We start from the raw sequence: 17,346 nt of genomic DNA, 5'->3' as shown, positions 1-17,346 counted from the left end.
GCAATGGATATGATCAACGAAAGATCGAGTACGTATGGTTTCAGTCACTTCCTGGAAATTTCCTTGAAAAAGCAGGAAATCAAACAAATTTCTGGGATCATCTATGAGCAGGTCTCCTGCCATGGATACCCCAATATGCCTATGGCACTGGATTTGCTGCAGCCCCAGCAGGAAGGGCCGCTGCCTCTGGTCATTTTCCTTACTGGCGGGGGATTTATCTTCAGCAACCGGGACAATGGAGTGCAGCTGCGGTACTATCTGGCAGAAAGAGGGTACGCCGTAGCCTCTGTTGCGTATCGGGTGACCCCCGGTACCCAGTTCCCGGGACCGCTGGAAGATGTAAAAGGGGCCGTCCGTTATTTACGGTCCCATGCAGAGAGATGGAATCTGGATGCCACGAGGATAGCACTGGTAGGCGCCAGTGCCGGTGGATATCTGGCTTCTTTTGCTGGCATCACAAATGGTGTAGCGCGGTTTGATAAAGGGGAGAACCTGCAGGTAAAAAGTGACGTAAGCTGTGCAGTCAGTCTGTATGGACCTTCAGATCTTTCCAAAGCAGCCGAGGACTATCGTGAAGAAATCCAGGCATTCCATAGGTCAGAAGGGTCTCTCCAATCGCTTTTTGTCAATGGAATACCTCAGATTGGAGGCAGTCCGGGAGGCCTTCAGGCCAATCCGGAAAGAGCAGCAGCTGCCAATCCCCTTTGTTATATCAGTAAAAAAAGTTCTCCCATCTTGTTGATGCATGGAAGTGAAGATTTGGAAGTCTCTCCCAGCCAGACAGATTTGCTTTTCCAAGCTCTCCGGGCCCAAGGAATCCCCAGTGAACGGTATGTGATACCGGGTGCCGGACATGGGGGAGCATACTGGGTCCAAGATGAAGTCCTCCAAGTCATTGAAAGTTTTATTAGGCAGTATTTGGAGAAGAGAACTGTATAAGGGAAAAATAAGGAACACTGTACGTTAGTGTGTCCAAAAGAGCCGGGAGGCCGTGTAAAGAAGTCAGAAATGGCCCTGACGCGGGCTTTGAGATATCAAAAAAAGAAGTCAGAAACGGCCCTGACAGGCCTTGAGACGTCAGACGTCAGCTTTGTCCGGCTTAGATGCAGGTCCGTCCTGCTCATTGCCAACAAGCTTATGTCTGACATCTGAAAGGCCCGGAAGGGCCGGTCTGACTTCTTATTAAGGTCTGCTCTGATGTCTTATCCTACTTACAGCAGTCCATGCAATTTCCCCAGCTTCTGGATCTGATCCAGGGAGTAATGGGTGATCCGGGAAATGGTCTCCATGGGGATCTTTTCCTTCAGCATAGCAACAATGTTGGCTTCCCGTTCTTCCATGCGGCCTTTTTCCAAGCCCTTCTCAATGCCTTGCTCTATGCCTTTTTCCAAGTTCTTCCTTGCAATGGCGTGTCCGATACCGCACATGGTCTCCGCCTCCTTTTTCATCTCAATGGTCATGGGAATATCATATTCCCGTTCCAGGATCTCTTTCTTTACGTCAGGGTCCATTTTTGTGGACAGGAGGACACTGAGCAGGTGGATGATGTCCTCCTGCCGATGGTCCGGCTGTCCTAGGCAAATCATCATCATGGACACCATATCATAATTCATTTTACCATATTTGGCATTTCCTACCAAATTTTCCTCTTTTATATGGAAGGCAGTCAGGGTGTTCTCCTTGGATTTCGGCGGATCCAGGCAGACCCAGAGAGAATAGACTTTCTGGAGTTTCTGGTAGTCGGAATTCTGGAAGACAATCCCTTTCTGCCGGGACAGGAGCCTTCCACAGTAATAGGCAGCCCGCTTCAGCAGGGGATAACCAGGACTCCAGGTATCCTGGCTTTCCACGTTGATGAAAATTTGTCGGGAATCACTGCCGTCAGGAGTACGCGCCGAAAACAGGATATCGAAATTCACATTTCCTTCTGTGATGCTTTTGTCCGCTGTGTTTTCGCCTCTGACGCGTCCGGGATTCAGGGCATCCTGATCCACGGCCACAGAACAGACGGCAGGAGTCCCTTCCAGACAGGGAAGCAGTTCGGGAATGGAACAATGCTCATATTCCGGAAGACAGCCCTGGAGGATATGAGCCAGGATGATTTTGTTAGCCAAAAGTCGGCAGCAGGCAGCATCCAGCGCCTGTTCTTCCTGCCACGTGCCCAGATCCTGGGCAACAGTGGTAGAGATTTTCATGGAATCACCATCTTTCTGTTATTTTTGCAAGGGTCCAATGGTGATACCATTCGTTAAGAAACAAGAACTTCCTTCCTGAGTGGAAAAAAGCCGTCATTAAGTGGAAGAAAGTGTTGTAAGAGAAAAAAGAAGAAGTTAGAAACGGCCCTAACGGGCCTTAAGACGTCAGACGTAAGCTTCGCTCGGCTTAGATGCTGGTCCGTCCTGCTCATCGCCAACAAGCTTATGTCTGACATCTGAAAGGCCCGTAAGGGCCAGTCTGACTTCTTATTAAGGGCCGAGTCTGCCTTCTTGCTTAAAAGTATTTTCACATCATCCTTTCCTATTACGAAAATAATTAATTTATGTTACAATAAAACCAAGAAAAGAGAAACTCATCCGAAATGGAGGGAAGACGTATGGCTGCTGAATTCTTGAAACTGACCAAACTGACCATCTATGTAGGGGAGGACTTCTTCTACAAGGACAAACCTTTTTACAAGGCCATCTTTGACATTGCTGGGAAATACAAGATCGCCGGCTGTACGGTGATGCGGGGGACCCAGGGCTATGGGAGCCGGGTGCGGGGAAAGGAACGGAGACTGTTCATCAGTGTTTCCGAAGCCATCAACCTGCCGGTGGTCATCACCATGATCGACAAGAAGGAACAGATCGAACTGCTGTATCCGTTCCTAGAGGAAAACCTGCGCCATGGGGTGGCTACGGTGGAAGAAATCGACATGCTGGCCACCAACTTCGTGAAAGAAGAATACCAGAAAAAGATTGCCAACCGGGACAACCCGGCACTGCAGAAATGAAAAAGGGGGTGCTGCAAATGGGCAGCACCCCCGTCAACGGTCAACGGCCGCTGACCGCTGACTGTTGACAGCTGACAAGAAAGTGTTGCACAGAACCGTGCAACACTTCTTTCATTGGAGGAATGAATATGGAAAAAGTCATCATCGAAAGTTTCACTCTAGACCATACGAAAGTGAAAGCCCCTTATGTGCGGCTGATTGGACAGGAGACCGGGGAACATGGGGATATCGTCTCTAACTTCGACATCCGGCTCTGCCAGCCTAACCAGCAGGAAATCCCTACCGGGGGGATGCACACCCTGGAACATCTCCTGGCCCTCTACCTGCGGCCTCGGATCAAGGGCTATCTGGACTGTTCTCCCTTCGGCTGCCGCACTGGGTTCCATCTCCTGTGCTGGGGCGTCCATGATCCCAAAGACGTGGCCAAGGCATTGAAGGAAGCCTTGGAACTGGTGGTCAAGACCACCTGGGACCAGGTGCCCGGAACGAAAGAAAAGGAATGTGGGAACTACAAGGATCATTCTCTGTTCTGTGCCCAGGAATGGGCCAAGGAAATTTTGGCCAAAGGGATCAGCAGTGATCCCTATGAGCGGAAGATCGTGGAATAAAACAAGGGGCTGTGAAAAAATGAAGAATCATTTTTTCACAGCCCCTTTGGTCGCGAGTCGTGAGCCGCGGGCTTGTTGGTGCAAGCCGAAAATCCCGTTTTGCAAATTCCAATGGATTTTGCCTTATCATCCTATAGAAAAAGAACAAACGGCTTAAACGTCAAGGCTCGCGACCCGTGACTCGTGGCCCGTGACCGGGGGTGTGAATTTTTTCACACCCCCCATTTTCACGCTCCCGGCAGATGGACTTCTATGGTGGTCCCTTCATTCAGCCGGCTGGTGAGGCTGATGTTGCCCCGGTGCTGTTCCACGATGTGCTTCACGATGGAAAGGCCCAGGCCGCTGCCGCCGCTTTGTTTGCTCCGGCTGCCGTCCACCCGATAGAACCGTTCGAAGACCCGTTCCTGGACGTCTTCCGGGATCCCGATGCCGGTATCCTTCACGGTGAGGATCACTTGGCTCCCGGAGCGTTTCATGGTCACGTACACATGGCCTCCGGGCCGGTTGTACTTGACTCCGTTGTCGATGAGATTCATGGCCATTTCCCGGAGCATGCTGCTGCTGCCCCGGACTTTGTCTTCGGTGAGCTGGCAGTGGATGGTCACCTGTTTGTCCTTGCAGAACGGATCCATGAATTCCACCACGGACTGGATCAGCCCGCCCAGGGGTACTTCTTCCTGGAGAGCATTGGCCGGCATCTCTTCGATCCGGGAGAGGAAGATGATGCTGTTGATCATTTCCAGCAGCCGGCCGGCTTCTTTCCGGATCAGCTGGCCGAAATGGGTGATATCCTCTTTCTTCTGGTACATCCCGGCGGCCATCAGTTCAGCAAAGCCGCTGATGGAAGTCAGGGGGGTCTTCAGCTCATGGGTCACGTTTGCAGTGAAGTCCCTCCGCAGCTGTTCCCGTTCCCGGGCTTCCGTGATGTCTTGGATGATCAGCATGCGGGTGGCCCGGCCCTGGGGCGGGGTGAGGAACTGGAGATCCAGCTGGTACTGGCGGCTCCGGTATTTCACGGTCTGGGTCCAAGAGCGTCCATCTTTGAGCTGATTTAGGGGGATCCGGGCTTCCGGGGGCAGGAAGGGCATGAGGAATTTCCCCAGGAGACGGGGCCGGCCGGCGGTGGGGCGTTCTTCCTGCTGGAGCAGCTGGAACCCCCAGGCATTGATCCACTGGATCCGCATCTGGTCGTCCAGGAGGATGACACCTTCTTTCAGGCTGTCGGTGATCCGTTTCATGGTGTTCCGTTCCTGTTCCAGGTTCCGCAGGCTCTGGTCCAGCTGTTTGCCCTGGCGGTCGATGGTGGCCAGGAAGGGGATCAATTCCGGATAGGAGGTGTGGAACAGCTGCCGTTCTTCTTCCGTGGTATCTCCTTGGCCGATCTGGGACAGATACCGGGTGGCCTGGTCCAATGGGTCCAGGAGCCCCTGGGTGAGCCGCCGTACGGTGAACTGGCAGATGAGGATCAAGAGCAGGAGGGAAACAATCCACCAGGGCAGCAGGGCTTCCAGGGGACGGAACAGTTCCGTCTGGGTCCGGGCCACCCGGAGCACGCTGCCATTGGAGAGCCTCTGGGCCGCATAGAGGGTCACTTCCTGGAGGGTGGTGGAATGACGGGCATCGCTGCCCTGGCCTTCTCCCAGGGCTTCGGCGATTTCCGGCCGCTCCCGGTGGTTGGGCATCCGGGATGCTTCTTCATAAGAATCGTAGAGTACGGTGCCATGGTGGTCCACCCAGGTGAAGCGCAGATCCACAGAAGACTTACTGGAACGACGGAGGAAAACATAGGGATCGCTGTAATGTTCCATCTCGGTGCCCATGACTTGGGCCACCTGCTGGAGGTCTGCCAAGGTCTGGCGTTTGGCGGTCTGCCAGGAGGCAAAGGCACAGACTAAGGCGGTGATCAGGATGCAGGCCAGCCCCACCAGGAACAGATGGAGATAGATCTGTTTTTTCATAGACGGCTCCCTGTTTTACTGGATCCGGTAGCCCACACCCCGGACGGTCTGGATGATCCGGCCGGCTTCTCCCAGCTTCTGGCGCAGGCTCCGGATGTGCATGTCGATGGTGCGGCTCTCTCCTGCGTAGGAGAAGGACCAGACTGCTTCCATGATCTGGTCCCGGCTCAGGACGATGCCGGCATTGGCCATCAGGTAATGGAGCAGGTCGAATTCCTTGACGGTCAGTTCACAGGGCTCTCCCTGGGTGGTGACCTGGTGTTTCTTCAGGTCCAAGGTGATGTCGCCGCAGACCAGGAGATCCTGGGCCTGGGGTTTCTGGATGCTGCCCCGGCGGAGGACGGCCTTCACCCGGCTCAATAGTTCCATGATCCCGAAGGGTTTGGAGATGTAATCATCCGCTCCGGCATCCAGCCCGGTGACTACGTCATATTCACTGGTCCGGGCGGTGAGCATGATGATGGGAAGGGAAGAAGTGGCAGCCTGGCCCCGGAGCTTCTTCAGGATGTCCAGGCCGCTTTCTCCCGGCAGCATGATGTCCAGGAGGACCAGGTCGGGCATTTTTTCTTCCAGGGCTTTCCAGAAAGCCGTGCCGTCGGGAAAGGCCTCTGCCTGGAAATTCTGGCTGCGCAGGGCGTAGCGGACCAGCTCCCGGATATTTTCGTCATCTTCCACACAATAAATCAGCGACATACCATTGCTCCTTCCGTTGCTTTTTCCTTTCATTATAGCCCACTTTCCGGGTTTCCAACAGAGGGGGAACGGTTATAGCCAGAGGATATGGCTTATCCTGAAAAAAACGAACATATATTCATAAAAGCCTTGCCATGACGAACAAAAGTTCGAATGGAGGGACGAAAAATGAAAAGGATTTTACTGGGTCTGGTGCTGCTTTTATTTGGGGTTTCCGGGTATGGGGTGCTGCAGATGGAAGCGGCGCCCACCAGTTATCATACAGAACAGGTAGTGGTGATGCGGGGGGACAGCCTGTGGGGCATCGCCCGGCGGTATACCCATCCGGAAGAAGATGTCCGGGAAGTGATCGACCGGATCGCCAAGGCCAACCACCTAGACCTGCGGCAGGCCATCCAGCCAGGGCAGAAGCTGACGGTGCCGGTGAAACAGCGCAAAACGGAAAAGATGGTGGCCAGCCGCAATTGACGGTTGATCGGGGGGTGATGCACGTGTGTGGTTTTCACGCGTGCATCACCTCCTTTTTTGTTGTACAATGGAAAAGAATTGACAAGTAAAGATACAGGGGAATGATCAGTATGGCAGAAGGGGTTTCTCCGGGGGCGGGAAAGGCCTGCCGGGGCGAAAAGACAGGGAATTATTACATCGGCGTACTGCGGAATCTGGAACAGGGATTGATCCCGGATGCGGGCTGGCTGGCCCGGGCCCGGGAATGGGTGGTGCGGGCCTCCCAGGATTGGCTCAGCTACAGTATGGCAGCCCTGGTGTTCTGGTTCTGTGATGAACCGGGATCTGCCCAGAAGGCCTTGGACCGGGCCCTGGGGCTCCAGGAGGAAAAGACGTCTCTTTTCTTCCTCCTGGCCGCGGCTTGGCAGCAGCGGGATCCTATGAGCGACCGGTGGCTGGAGAGGTATCTCCGGAACCAGAACGAGCTTTTGGTGACCGGGGACTTCCGGTATCTGCTGGAACTGTGGGCCCGGAAGGCCCTTTCTCCGGCAGGAGGGAAGAAACTGGAGACGGTGCTGGCAGGCTGGGAGGAAGAACTGTCCCGGTCCGCTGAGGCGGAAGGACGGCAGGTGGATCTGTGGCGCCGGTATTTCCGGGAGCTGCGGAAGAACATCGCTCTCCCTCAGCTGGACCAGTACCAGTATCTCCGGGAACTGCCCGGGACCACGGCGGGGACCCTGCTCCAAGGGGCACTCCTGGCCCGGCCGGTGGGACAGTTCTTGGAACGGCACCAAAGCCGGCAGGAAATCTGGAAGGAGATGCGGGAAGGGTGCCGTCTGCTGCTGGAAGCCTTCCTCCGGTCTGAATGCCTGCAGCTGCCGGCGGCCATCTGGAAGGGGACCTACAGTGATTTCCTGACTTTTTCCCTCCGGCAGACGGAACAGGGAAAAGATGGGGTGCCCAGTCCTCGGGTGGAACGGTTCCTGCTGGCCCATTCGGCCCGCTGGCTGCACCAAGCCTTCGATGATGTGACAGGGGAAACCGCTCGGCTGGTACCGGGGCCCATCCGCTACAATTTCAATTATACCTTCCACCGGCAGAACTACTGCTTCAGCTGCGACATCCAGGATGGGATGGAAGAAAGGGACGTGGTCCGGCAGTGCCAGGAAAGCATGGATGGGGCCCTGGCAGAGGAACGGCGGTACGCAGACTGGCGGTGGGCCGCTATGAAGACCACCCTGCCCTGGTTCCTGGCCGGGATGTACTTGTACGGGAACGGGGGAAGGCTCATGGCCCAGCACAGTGTACTCTTTACCTTGGGGACAGGGGTCTTTTGCTTCTTCATGGCGAGGAGATCCACCAGCTTCTTTTTTTCGTTCATGGGGTCCATAGTGATCCTGGCCCTCTTCCACATGGCCATGCCCCATGTCCAGTCCCCTCTTTTGGGGATGGTGGTCTTCCTGGGACTCATGACCTTCTGGCAGTATTGGAAGAAGCGGCCCCTGGCCAAGCAGTTCGCCCAGGACCGGGCACAGCTGTGGCAGTCCCTGGAAGCCCTGGTCCGGGGATCCTGTGCGGAGACAGCGGATTTCCGGGACCATTACCGGGCTTATACCGGGGAACAGGAAAAGATCCGGGCCCAGTTCGCCCAGTTGGAAAAAGAAGCTGAAATGATGCAGAAGCGGCGGATCCGCCATTCATAAAGGAGGAAGCAGGATGGAACAAGAAGAAAAGGGGAGCCCCTTTGCTTCCGTTGGGCCCCAGTCTGGAGCCCAACAGGAAAAGCAGCAGAGCCGCCAGGGCCATCAGTTCCCGGACTGGGACCTGATGCCGCCCCGGATGCCGGTACGGGGAGGGAATAAGGGATGATCAAACCACCGGAAATCTATGGGGAGTGGATCCCCCTGCTGAAACAGTTCGCAGAAGGGAAGAATGACCGGGAAGTGCTGCCTGCCATGCAGGCAGGGAAGATCCCTTGCTTCCAGGTGGTCCTGGAACGGTTCACTGCCCGGCTGGATGAGGCCATGGAAAAGCGGTTCGAAAATCTGGTGGGAGAATTCCAGGCCCAGGGAGCCCTGCAGACTCCGGACCAGGCGGAACGGACGATCCGAGGTCTCCGGGATGGGCTGGGTCGGCTGAAGGCAGCGGTCACCCTCCCCGGCCTGCCGGAATCTCTCCGGAACCAATTCCCGGCCGAGATCCAGAAGGGAGCGGACCGGGTCCAGACCAGTCTGGAAGCTTCGGCCGCTCAGGACCACAGCAGTGTGCTGCAGCATCTCCTACAGCTGTATCCAGTGAACCGATGGGAGGAGAAACATGAGCAATCGTAAAGAAGCCAAACAGCTGCTGCGGCAGTATCTCATCGCCCGGATCCCCTTCATCGTGCTCCAGACCATCGAAGTGCCCCGGGCCTTGGAATTGCTGAGGGAGATCGCCCTGGAATTGGACCAGGAGCACTGGCTGGACCAGCAGAGCTTCTTCGCCCATACCCTGAGCAAGGGTGTCTATGAGCTGTGTACCAACCGGAGCGTGGAAGAAAATGCCAAATCCGTCCTGGGAGCCGGGGATTTCCTCATCGGGAAGATGCGCCAGGAAAAGAAGGAATACCAGACCTTGATCCTGACGGAGATCCCCGACATCAGCCAGGACTGCAGCGACGCCCAGCGGATGCTGGACCTTGTCTCTCTGGCATCGGAGATGTACGGGACCTTGGTGGTGGTGAGCCACCGGCCGGTCTGGAACAACCTCCAGCGCCACGGCCTCATCGTGACCTTGGACATGCCCGATGAAGAGGAGATGACCCAGCTGATCCATTCCCAGCTGGATGTGAACCGGGATGAAGTAGATATCCAGTGGGATGAAGGGGATATCCGGGAGGCGGCGGCCACCCTGGCCGGAGTGAGCCAGATCGAAGCCACCAATGTGCTTTCGGCCCTCCTGGCCAAGGGCAAAGTGACCAAAGAAGATATGGGTGAAGTGCGGAATGCCAAGAACCGCCTGTTCTCCAACATTTCCGGCCTGGAAAAGATCCAGGTGGACCCGACCATGAAGGAAGTGGGCGGACTCCAGGGGCTCCAGGCTTGGCTGGATGAAAAGAAGACCTTGCTCCGGCCGGAAAAAAAGGAACTCATGCGCCGGCTCCATCTCCAGCCGCCTCGGGGCATCCTTCTGGTGGGGGTGCCGGGCTGCGGGAAATCTCTTTCCGCCAAGGCCATTGCGGCCAGCTGGGAACTGCCCCTCTATCGGCTGGATTTCGCCACGGTCCAGGGCAGCTATGTGGGCCAGTCGGAACGGCAGCTGCGGGATGCCCTGGCTACGGCAGAGAATGTGTCCCCCTGCATCCTGTGGATCGACGAGATCGAAAAAGGCCTGGCTGGGGCCGGTTCCTCCAATGACGGAGGGGTCTCCACCCGGATGGTGGGACAGTTCCTGTTTTGGCTCCAGGAATGCCGGAAGGCGGTGTTCGTGGTGGCCACGGCCAACGATGTATCCCGGCTGCCTTCGGAGCTCCTCCGTCGAGGCCGGTTCGATGAACTGTTCTTTGTGGACCTGCCTACGGAAGAGGAACGGGAGGACATCCTCCACCTGTACTTCCAGCGGTATCTCCAGGTGGACATCCATTCCAATGAAGGGTTCGCCAAGCAGCTGGTGACTCTCACCGATGGGTTCACCGGCGCAGATCTGGAATCGGCGGTGCGGGAATTGGCCTACCGGAAGGTGGCGGAGCCGGAGCATGACCTGACCCGGAGCGAGATCCTGTCCTCCTTCCAAAATGTGGTGCCGCTTTCCCAGACCAGCCCGGAAAAGATCGACCAGATCCGCAGTTGGGGCAAAGAAAGGGCAGTGCCGGCTTCTGGACGGCCCATCGGGGAAGAAAAGCTGCCCTCCCATACGGGGAACCTGGCCCGGCGGGTATTGGTGCGGAGAAAGGGGGAGTGACCATGTTCATGAGCCGACAGAAACGGCAGGAAGCCCTGGCCCGTTCCGGCACCGAGCTCCGGACCCAGGGTGGCGCCCCTACGGAGACAGGGACCCTTACAGGGGAAAATGCCCGGCTCCTGCGGGAGACCCGGAACCCGGCCTATGTGGACCTTTTGGGGAAACTGGATACTGGGGATGGGAGGCTGGATCCCCGGTTCGCCGCCCGGGTGGCAGAGGAGATCCGGAAGGAGTTCCCGGCCGTCCGCTGCCTGGGGCAGTTCCTGGGGGTCCTGGCCAAGTGCTACATCGACGATACCTATGATGTGCATACCCTGGATTACCGGCTGGAAATCCTCCGCCATTACCATCTGGGGGAAGCCCTGCCGGAAGGATTGGACAAGGGACGGAGCCTGGCCCTGTACGGAGGCTACGCCTTTGTGGAAGTCTATACGGATTGCTGCCGAGGGGTGTTCCCGGACGGCCGGGTGGCGGTGATCCCGGACTGAATGGAGGTTTGTGACACTTTTCCGATACCTGGCCCCAAAGCCTGACGGGCTGAGGGAAATATGCTATACTTACGGTAGAGGATGGATCTCCGCAAAGCAAGCTGCGGACAATGACAGGAGGGATTCTTATGACAGAAGAAATGGATAAACGGGACGCTGTGGAAAAAGATGAAGAAACCATCGAAGCGGAAGCTCGTCCTATGGACGGAGCAGTGGATGAGGAAGAAAACCTGGGACCGGAGGACATCGCCCGGGAATCGGAACGGATCATCCGCTGGGGCGCAGCCCGGGCCAGTGTCATCGTCATGACGCCCTTCCTGGGCAGCCTGGCCCTGATGGCCAATGAAGTCTACATGATCACCCGCTTGTGCGATCTCCGGGGCGTGGAACTGGAAACCGGCGCCATTGCCGGGCTGATCGGTTCTTTGGGGGCTTCCTTCGTGGGCCAGACCGTGTTCACCTTCATCCCCTTCCCGCCTCTCCAGGTCCCCATGGCCGTGGGCATCACCTATGCGGTGGGGAAAGCGGCCAATGCCTGGCTGGATGCAGGCCGGCCCGATGACTTGAGCCAGTTCAAGGAGATGTATGAACAGGCCCGGAAGGAAGGCATGGAAAGATTCCGGGAATTCACCAAGGATAAGAATAAGAACCTGCCCCTGGGGGATGAACGGAAGAAAGTGGCAGAAAAAGCCCGGCCTCTGTTCGACAAACTGAAGGGCAAGGCTGATGAAGCCGCAGACCGCCTGGGTGAAGTGGCGGAAAACATGGGCACCTATGTGGAAGATTTCAATGTGCTGGTGGCTCCCTTCAAAGAAGCGGTGAGCCGGTGGGTGAATGCCCAGACCTTCGAACAGCTGCGCCGGGGAGAACTGGTGATCCCCTATACCGATCTGGCCAAGGGATTGGGGGAAGCCATGAAGGACAGCGAATTCCAGTTCCGGGAATGCCGGTACCAGGGAGAGAACCAGCTGGAAGTCACCGTAGACCATGAAAAATATGGATCCCTGACGGCGGATGTAGAAATCGAAGCCCTGGCCCTGAACAATACGGCCTCTTATGCCCGGTTCCGGATCCATGATTTCTCCATTGCAGACAATCGGCTGGGCGAACTGCTGGTGCGTCTCCTGGGGACCCGGATCATCATGAGCCTGGTGAACGCCATCTTCAATATGACGGTGGTGAACCGGGACGACCTGATTTGCACCTTCAATGACCAGAGCCTGACCGTGGACTTCACGGAAGTGATCAAGAAGAGCCGGCTGTCCCAGCTGAAGGTGAAGGGCTTCAATCTCTTCGACTTGGTACGGCTTACCGGGCTGGTGCCGGAAGCCGACGGCCTCCATGTGCTCAGCCAATGGGGTTTGAAGAAGTAAGATTTTGCAGTGTCTACTGACAAACCAACATGTGTTTACAATAAATGGGAAGGTGATACACCTTCCCATTTGATTTAACCAAATATAGTAAATATACACAGAATTACTACAATTCATATGGATTTTTTGTGTAAGAAGGATTATAATGGACCCGACAGTGAAACTTGCGGATTGAAGGGGTCCGCAGAAGGGGGTTTATTCAATGATTAGCTTCTTTGTGTGTCTTGCTATCTTAATTGGTGGTTATTTCATCTATGGCGGATACGTAGAAAGCTGCTTCCGTCCTCCGATCGATGACAGAAAGACTCCTGCCTATCGTCTGGAAGATGGTGTTGACTACGTACCTATGGAAAACTGGCGGGTTTTCCTGATCCAGCTGCTGAACATCGCTGGCCTGGGTCCTATCTTCGGTGCTCTGGCTGGTGCTATGTGGGGGCCGGCTGTATTCCTGTGGATCACCTTCGGTACGGTGTTTGCCGGCGGTGTCCATGACTTCATCTCCGGCGTACTGTCCGAACGGAATGATGGGGCTTCCATTTCCGAACTGTGCGGCAAATATCTGGGAACGACCATGAGACATATCATGCGTGGGTTCTCCGTCGTGCTGCTGATCCTGGTAGGCGTTGCCTTCACCACGGGCCCTGCCGGCCTGCTGACCAAGATCACTCCTCTGAGCTACAACTTCTGGCTGGTCATCTTACTGATCTATTATTTCTGTGCTACCTTCCTGCCGGTGGATAAGCTCATCGGGAAACTGTATCCGTTCTTTGGATTCTGCCTGATCTTCATGGCTGTGGGCGTTGGGACCATGCTCTTCGTGGAAGGGTACCATGTCCCTGAAATCACCCTGACCAACATGCATCCGAAAGGAACCCCGATCTGGCCGATCATGTTCATCACTGTGGCCTGCGGTGCCATTTCCGGTTTCCATTCCACCCAGTCTCCGATCATGGCCCGCTGCATCAAGAGTGAACGGGACTGCCACAAGATCTTCTACGGAGCCATGGTCTGCGAAGGGATCATCGCTCTGATCTGGGCTGCTGCCGGTGTTTCCTTCTACGGCAATACCGCTGGCCTGGGCGAAGCTTTCGTGAAGTACCATGGTGCCGGCGGCGTCGTCTACGACATCTGCTCTGGCCTGATGGGCTATCTGGGCACCGTCATCGCCATGATCGGCGTCATCGCCTGCCCTGTGTCCTCTGCTGATACGGCCTTCCGTTCCGCTCGGTACACCATTGTGGACTGGTTCAAGATCGACCAGCACACCCTGGCTTCCCGTCTGAAATTGGCTGTGCCCATCATCGCTGTGGGCGGCATCCTGACCCAGGTAGATGTGACCATCCTGTGGAGATACTTCTCCTGGACCAACCAGACCCTGGCTATGCTGGTGCTCTGGTCCGGTGCCATGTACCTGTATGCCAATAAGGGTAATGCCTGGATCGCCATCATCCCTGCAACCTTCATGAGTGCCGTTTCCTGCACCTACATCCTGGTTGCTAAGGAAGGGCTGCAGCTGAGCACTTCCATTGCATACCCTGTAGGCATTGTCTTCGCCATCGTTGCTTTCTGCCTGTTCTGGAAACGGGCTAAGAAAGTGGACCGGGGCGAACTGGATATTGCCGACAAACCTGTCCAAGGCTGATTCCTTGTAAAAAGAATCCATTTCCCTTCAAAGAAATCCCGGGAGCGGTGCTTCCGGGGTTTCTTTTTTTGTAGGGATGTCTCTACAATAAAAACAATCGTTTATGTACAAGAGAAGGAAAAGCTGTATCCAAAAATGATTCACATGGAAAATATGCAGAAAATCAGAGACTTTCTATATTAGATGTTACATATTATAGTGATTTATGTATAAAAACAAGGGGATAGATGTATAAAGGCCCTGGAACAAGATAAAAAAATCCTTTACTTGTATACAAAATGTGATATACTAGGGAACATCATCGTCAACAAGACAAAGACGAAAAACTGTTCAAGTTACAATATACTGGAAAGAAGGAAACGAAAATGGCACAAACGTACAATCCAGTGACTCCGGAACTGGTAGAAGAACTGAAAAAAGTAGTGGGCGATCGGTATGTAAAGACCGATGAGGAATATCTGGAACAGTACCAGACCGATGAAGAGGGGAATCCCCATTTCTTCAAGAAACCGGAAGTCGTCGTGTTCCCCGGCACCACGGAAGAAGTGGCGGAAGTGGTGAAACTGGCCAACAAATATCTGGTCCCCATCACTCCCCGTTCTGCCGGCACCGGGGTGGCCTGCGGCGCCATCCCCATCTACCATGGGATGGTGGTGGAACTCCAGCGGATGAACAAGATCCTGAAGCTGGATGCAGACTACTTTTATGCAGTTTGTCAGACTGGGGTGTTCACCGGCCAGCTCCAGGCGGAAGCCAAAAAAGCCGGGGTCATGTATGCCGGGGATCCCTCCAGTGCAGAATCCTGCCAGATCGGCGGCAACGTGGCCAATAATGCCGGTGGCAACCGGGCCGTCCGGTACGGAACCACCCGGGACCAGATCTATGCCCTGAAAGTGGTCACCCCCACCGGGGACATCGTGGATGTAGGGGCCCGGCTGAAGAAATGCTCCACCGGTCTGTGCCTGGAACAGCTCTTTGCGGGCAGCGAAGGGACCTTGGGGATCATCACCGAAGTCACCGTGAAGCTCCGTCCTCTGCCTCCCTATTCCTTCAACATGGTCTGCGTGTTCAATACGGACAAAGAAGCTTTTGCCCTGCCCAATAAGATCCTGAAAGCTGGGATCGACCCCACTTCCATCGAATATATGGGGAATTCCGCCATTGCCATGACCTGCAAATACCTGGACAACATGGAAATGCCCCATGTGGATGAAGGCTGCTGCTATGTGATCGTTACGGTGGAAAGTTTCGATGAAGAAGAATCTGACCGGAAGATGGAAAAACTCTGCGACCTGGCAGAAGCCAACGGTTCCATCGACGAATTCGAAGCGGACCAGCGGATCTGGACCCTGCGGAAGCAGTTCGCGGAAGCTGCTCGGGATATCGACCGGATGTTCCAGACCGAAGATTTCGTGGTGCCTCTGGATAAGATTGCAGAAATGACCGCCCAGATTCCGGAACTGGAAAAGAAGTACAACCTGTACACGGTGACCGTGGCCCATATCGGGGACGGGAACATCCATGTACTGCCCCTCAACAAATACGGCCTGTCCCCGGAAGAATGGTTCAAGACCATCAAGGCCTTCCATGCGGATCTGTTCCCCCGGGTCTATGCACTGGGCGGCAAGATGAGCGGCGAACACGGCATCGGCTACAAGAAGCTGGAAGAATTCGCCCGCTGCACCCCCGAAGGGGAAGTGAAGCTGATCAAGGCCATCAAACAGGCCCTAGATCCCAACAACATCATGAATCCAGGGAAACTGGTGGACGTGAACGGAGACTTTGTAGCGTAAAAAGAGGGGCTGTTGCACCGAACGTGCAACAGCCCCTCTTTTTTCCTGCCCCCGTATGGATTATAATAGGAACTGTATCGAATCATCCAACAGAAAGGGCCTCTGGGCCCAGAGGGAGTTCCTATGAAAGCAACCAAAGGGAAACGGCTGCTCCTGGCAATGCTGCTTTGGGGGAGCCTGCTGCCGGGAGCCTGGGCTGCCGGCAGCACAGCAAGTGAAAAAGACACAGCCGCAGCTGTCACGGCGGTTCCCAAGAAGAATGCCGCAGCTGACCATCTGGAAACTGCCCAGCCTCTGGCGGAATCCGGCTCCACCCGGCAGAAGGACCTGAAAGCAGAGCTCCTGGCCAAATACGGGAATCAGGAAAAGAAACCGGTGACCTTCAAGGATCCCCGGAATGATGTGACCTTTTCTTTGCCGGAAGGGTTCCAGATCCAGGGAATCTATGCCCGGGGGAAAAAACAGGAAGACATCCTCATGCGGGCGGCTCGGGGAGACACCCTCCTGGTCTACATGGCCAACGGGGCCATGATGAAGACCGATGGCCAGAAGGAAGCCCGGCCCTTCCAGTCCCAGGAGGTGATGCTGCTTTTGACCTGGCGCAGCTATGAAGAAGAAGCCAAGGCCAAGAAGATCCCCGTCCAGGGGCTTGCCATCGGGACCTTTGCGGGCCGGGAGGGGATCCACATCCGGCAGAAGGAAGGGGACAAGGTTTCCGACCGGTATTTCTTCGGGGACCGGAAGAACCTGTACAGCCTCAGCTTCCTGGCGGCGGAAAAAGAATTCGGAACGTTGGAACCGGAGATCCAGCAGGTGCTGGATACCCTGAAGATCGGGGAAGCCTATGAACGGATCGAATTGCCCCATACCGGAATCTCCTACGAAATCCCCTATGGGGCAGTGGATGTCCAGAAAGAAGTGGAACCGGGAGACCTCCATCAGCTGACCCGGCTCCATCTGGATCATTCTCTGGTGACGGCGGTCCTGTACCAGCCGCTGCGGGAAAGCCTGGACTATGCTTTCCTGCCGGACAGCCTGGAGGGATTGGATCCCCGCGACCAGGCGAACCTCTGCCGATTGATGACAGAAACCCGGAAGGACAAATGGCAGGAAAAGAACCCGGGATGGCCCCTGAAGGAGAACAAGACCTATTTTTCCAAGGCCGCCGGCCGGACCTGCCTGGTGGAGGAAATGGTGACCCCAGGAGGCACGCAGCTGGGATATGTGTTCCTCCAGGATGGAATGCTGCTTTCTCTGGACTATACGGAAATGGGCCGGGAGAGCCTGCAGAAAATCGTTGACCATTCAGTGGACAGCCTCCAGTGGAAGAAGGCGGAGCCAGCCGTCCGGACCGGGAAAAAAGGACCGGAACCCCCGGCTCGGATCAAGTATGGGGGAGAATGAGCGGACTGC

The 17,346-nt window shown here is 55.7% G+C and carries 16 protein-coding genes; 13 read left to right on the top strand and 3 right to left on the bottom strand.

Going from position 1 to position 17,346, the window contains the following annotated elements; all coding sequences use genetic code 11:
* Positions 1–3 precede the first annotated feature (3 nt).
* A complete protein-coding gene (locus BQ2657_RS02175) occupies positions 4–939 on the top strand; it encodes an alpha/beta hydrolase (protein ID WP_075579167.1) in 936 nt (311 codons plus the stop codon).
* A 272-nt stretch (positions 940–1,211) separates the two neighbouring features.
* On the opposite strand, the gene BQ2657_RS02170 is transcribed toward BQ2657_RS02175, so the two are convergent.
* A complete protein-coding gene (locus BQ2657_RS02170; protein WP_075579166.1) occupies positions 1,212–2,195 on the bottom strand; it encodes an RpnC/YadD family protein in 984 nt (327 codons plus the stop codon).
* 398 nt (positions 2,196–2,593) lie between these two features.
* On the opposite strand from BQ2657_RS02170, the gene BQ2657_RS02160 reads away from it, so the two are divergent.
* Together BQ2657_RS02160 and BQ2657_RS02155 are read left to right on the top strand one after the other, a co-directional pair.
* Positions 2,594–2,992, top strand: coding sequence for a DUF190 domain-containing protein (locus BQ2657_RS02160; RefSeq protein ID WP_075579164.1), 399 nt, complete (start codon positions 2,594–2,596; stop codon positions 2,990–2,992).
* Positions 2,993–3,120: 128 nt separating this feature from the next.
* Positions 3,121–3,600 carry an S-ribosylhomocysteine lyase gene (locus BQ2657_RS02155; RefSeq protein ID WP_083236138.1) on the top strand — a complete coding sequence of 160 codons (480 nt, stop codon included), beginning with the start codon at positions 3,121–3,123 and terminating at the stop codon, positions 3,598–3,600.
* Positions 3,601–3,827: 227 nt separating this feature from the next.
* On the opposite strand, the gene BQ2657_RS13195 is transcribed toward BQ2657_RS02155, so the two are convergent.
* On the bottom strand, positions 3,828–5,558 hold the full coding sequence (locus tag BQ2657_RS13195) for a sensor histidine kinase (protein WP_075579162.1): 1,731 nt from the start codon (positions 5,556–5,558) through the stop codon (positions 3,828–3,830).
* 15 nt (positions 5,559–5,573) lie between these two features.
* Positions 5,574–6,251 carry a response regulator transcription factor gene (locus tag BQ2657_RS02145; RefSeq protein WP_075579161.1) on the bottom strand — a complete coding sequence of 226 codons (678 nt, stop codon included), beginning with the start codon at positions 6,249–6,251 and terminating at the stop codon, positions 5,574–5,576.
* A 168-nt stretch (positions 6,252–6,419) separates the two neighbouring features.
* On the opposite strand from BQ2657_RS02145, the gene BQ2657_RS02140 reads away from it, so the two are divergent.
* The 10 genes from BQ2657_RS02140 to BQ2657_RS02100 all read left to right on the top strand — a co-directional run bounded on the left by BQ2657_RS02140 (position 6,420) and on the right by BQ2657_RS02100 (position 17,337).
* Positions 6,420–6,719, top strand: coding sequence for a LysM peptidoglycan-binding domain-containing protein (locus BQ2657_RS02140; RefSeq protein ID WP_075579160.1), 300 nt, complete (start codon positions 6,420–6,422; stop codon positions 6,717–6,719).
* A 101-nt stretch (positions 6,720–6,820) separates the two neighbouring features.
* Entirely contained in the window at positions 6,821–8,401 is a 1,581-nt protein-coding gene (locus tag BQ2657_RS02135; protein ID WP_143224820.1) for a hypothetical protein, read from the top strand.
* Positions 8,402–8,414: 13 nt separating this feature from the next.
* Complete coding sequence (locus BQ2657_RS12950; RefSeq protein ID WP_154667100.1) at positions 8,415–8,567, top strand: hypothetical protein; 153 nt, start codon at positions 8,415–8,417, stop codon at positions 8,565–8,567.
* On the top strand, positions 8,564–9,028 hold the full coding sequence (locus tag BQ2657_RS02130; protein WP_075579158.1) for a hypothetical protein: 465 nt from the start codon (positions 8,564–8,566) through the stop codon (positions 9,026–9,028). The genes BQ2657_RS12950 and BQ2657_RS02130 overlap by 4 nt, the downstream gene beginning before the upstream one ends.
* The gene (locus BQ2657_RS02125; protein WP_075579157.1) at positions 9,015–10,637 is read left to right on the top strand and encodes an AAA family ATPase; all 1,623 of its coding nucleotides are present in this window, start codon (positions 9,015–9,017) and stop codon (positions 10,635–10,637) included. The genes BQ2657_RS02130 and BQ2657_RS02125 overlap by 14 nt, the downstream gene beginning before the upstream one ends.
* Before the next feature lie 2 nt (positions 10,638–10,639).
* Entirely contained in the window at positions 10,640–11,125 is a 486-nt protein-coding gene (locus BQ2657_RS02120) for a hypothetical protein (protein WP_083236137.1), read from the top strand.
* A 128-nt stretch (positions 11,126–11,253) separates the two neighbouring features.
* Positions 11,254–12,498 carry a hypothetical protein gene (locus tag BQ2657_RS02115; protein WP_075579156.1) on the top strand — a complete coding sequence of 415 codons (1,245 nt, stop codon included), beginning with the start codon at positions 11,254–11,256 and terminating at the stop codon, positions 12,496–12,498.
* A 202-nt stretch (positions 12,499–12,700) separates the two neighbouring features.
* Entirely contained in the window at positions 12,701–14,140 is a 1,440-nt protein-coding gene (locus BQ2657_RS02110; protein ID WP_075579155.1) for a carbon starvation CstA family protein, read from the top strand.
* A gap of 365 nt (positions 14,141–14,505) precedes the next feature.
* Positions 14,506–15,933, top strand: coding sequence for an FAD-binding oxidoreductase (locus BQ2657_RS02105; RefSeq protein WP_075579154.1), 1,428 nt, complete (start codon positions 14,506–14,508; stop codon positions 15,931–15,933).
* 123 nt (positions 15,934–16,056) lie between these two features.
* Positions 16,057–17,337 (top strand): hypothetical protein, encoded by a 1,281-nt coding sequence (locus BQ2657_RS02100; protein WP_075579153.1) that lies wholly within the window; start codon positions 16,057–16,059, stop codon positions 17,335–17,337.
* The last annotated feature ends 9 nt before the right edge of the window (positions 17,338–17,346 follow it).

This window comes from Acidaminococcus massiliensis (assembly GCF_900095825.1).
Lineage (GTDB): Bacteria > Bacillota > Negativicutes > Acidaminococcales > Acidaminococcaceae > Acidaminococcus > Acidaminococcus massiliensis.
The sequence above is the reverse complement of the archived record's forward strand: the minus strand, read 5'-3'. Positions and strand labels throughout refer to the sequence as shown.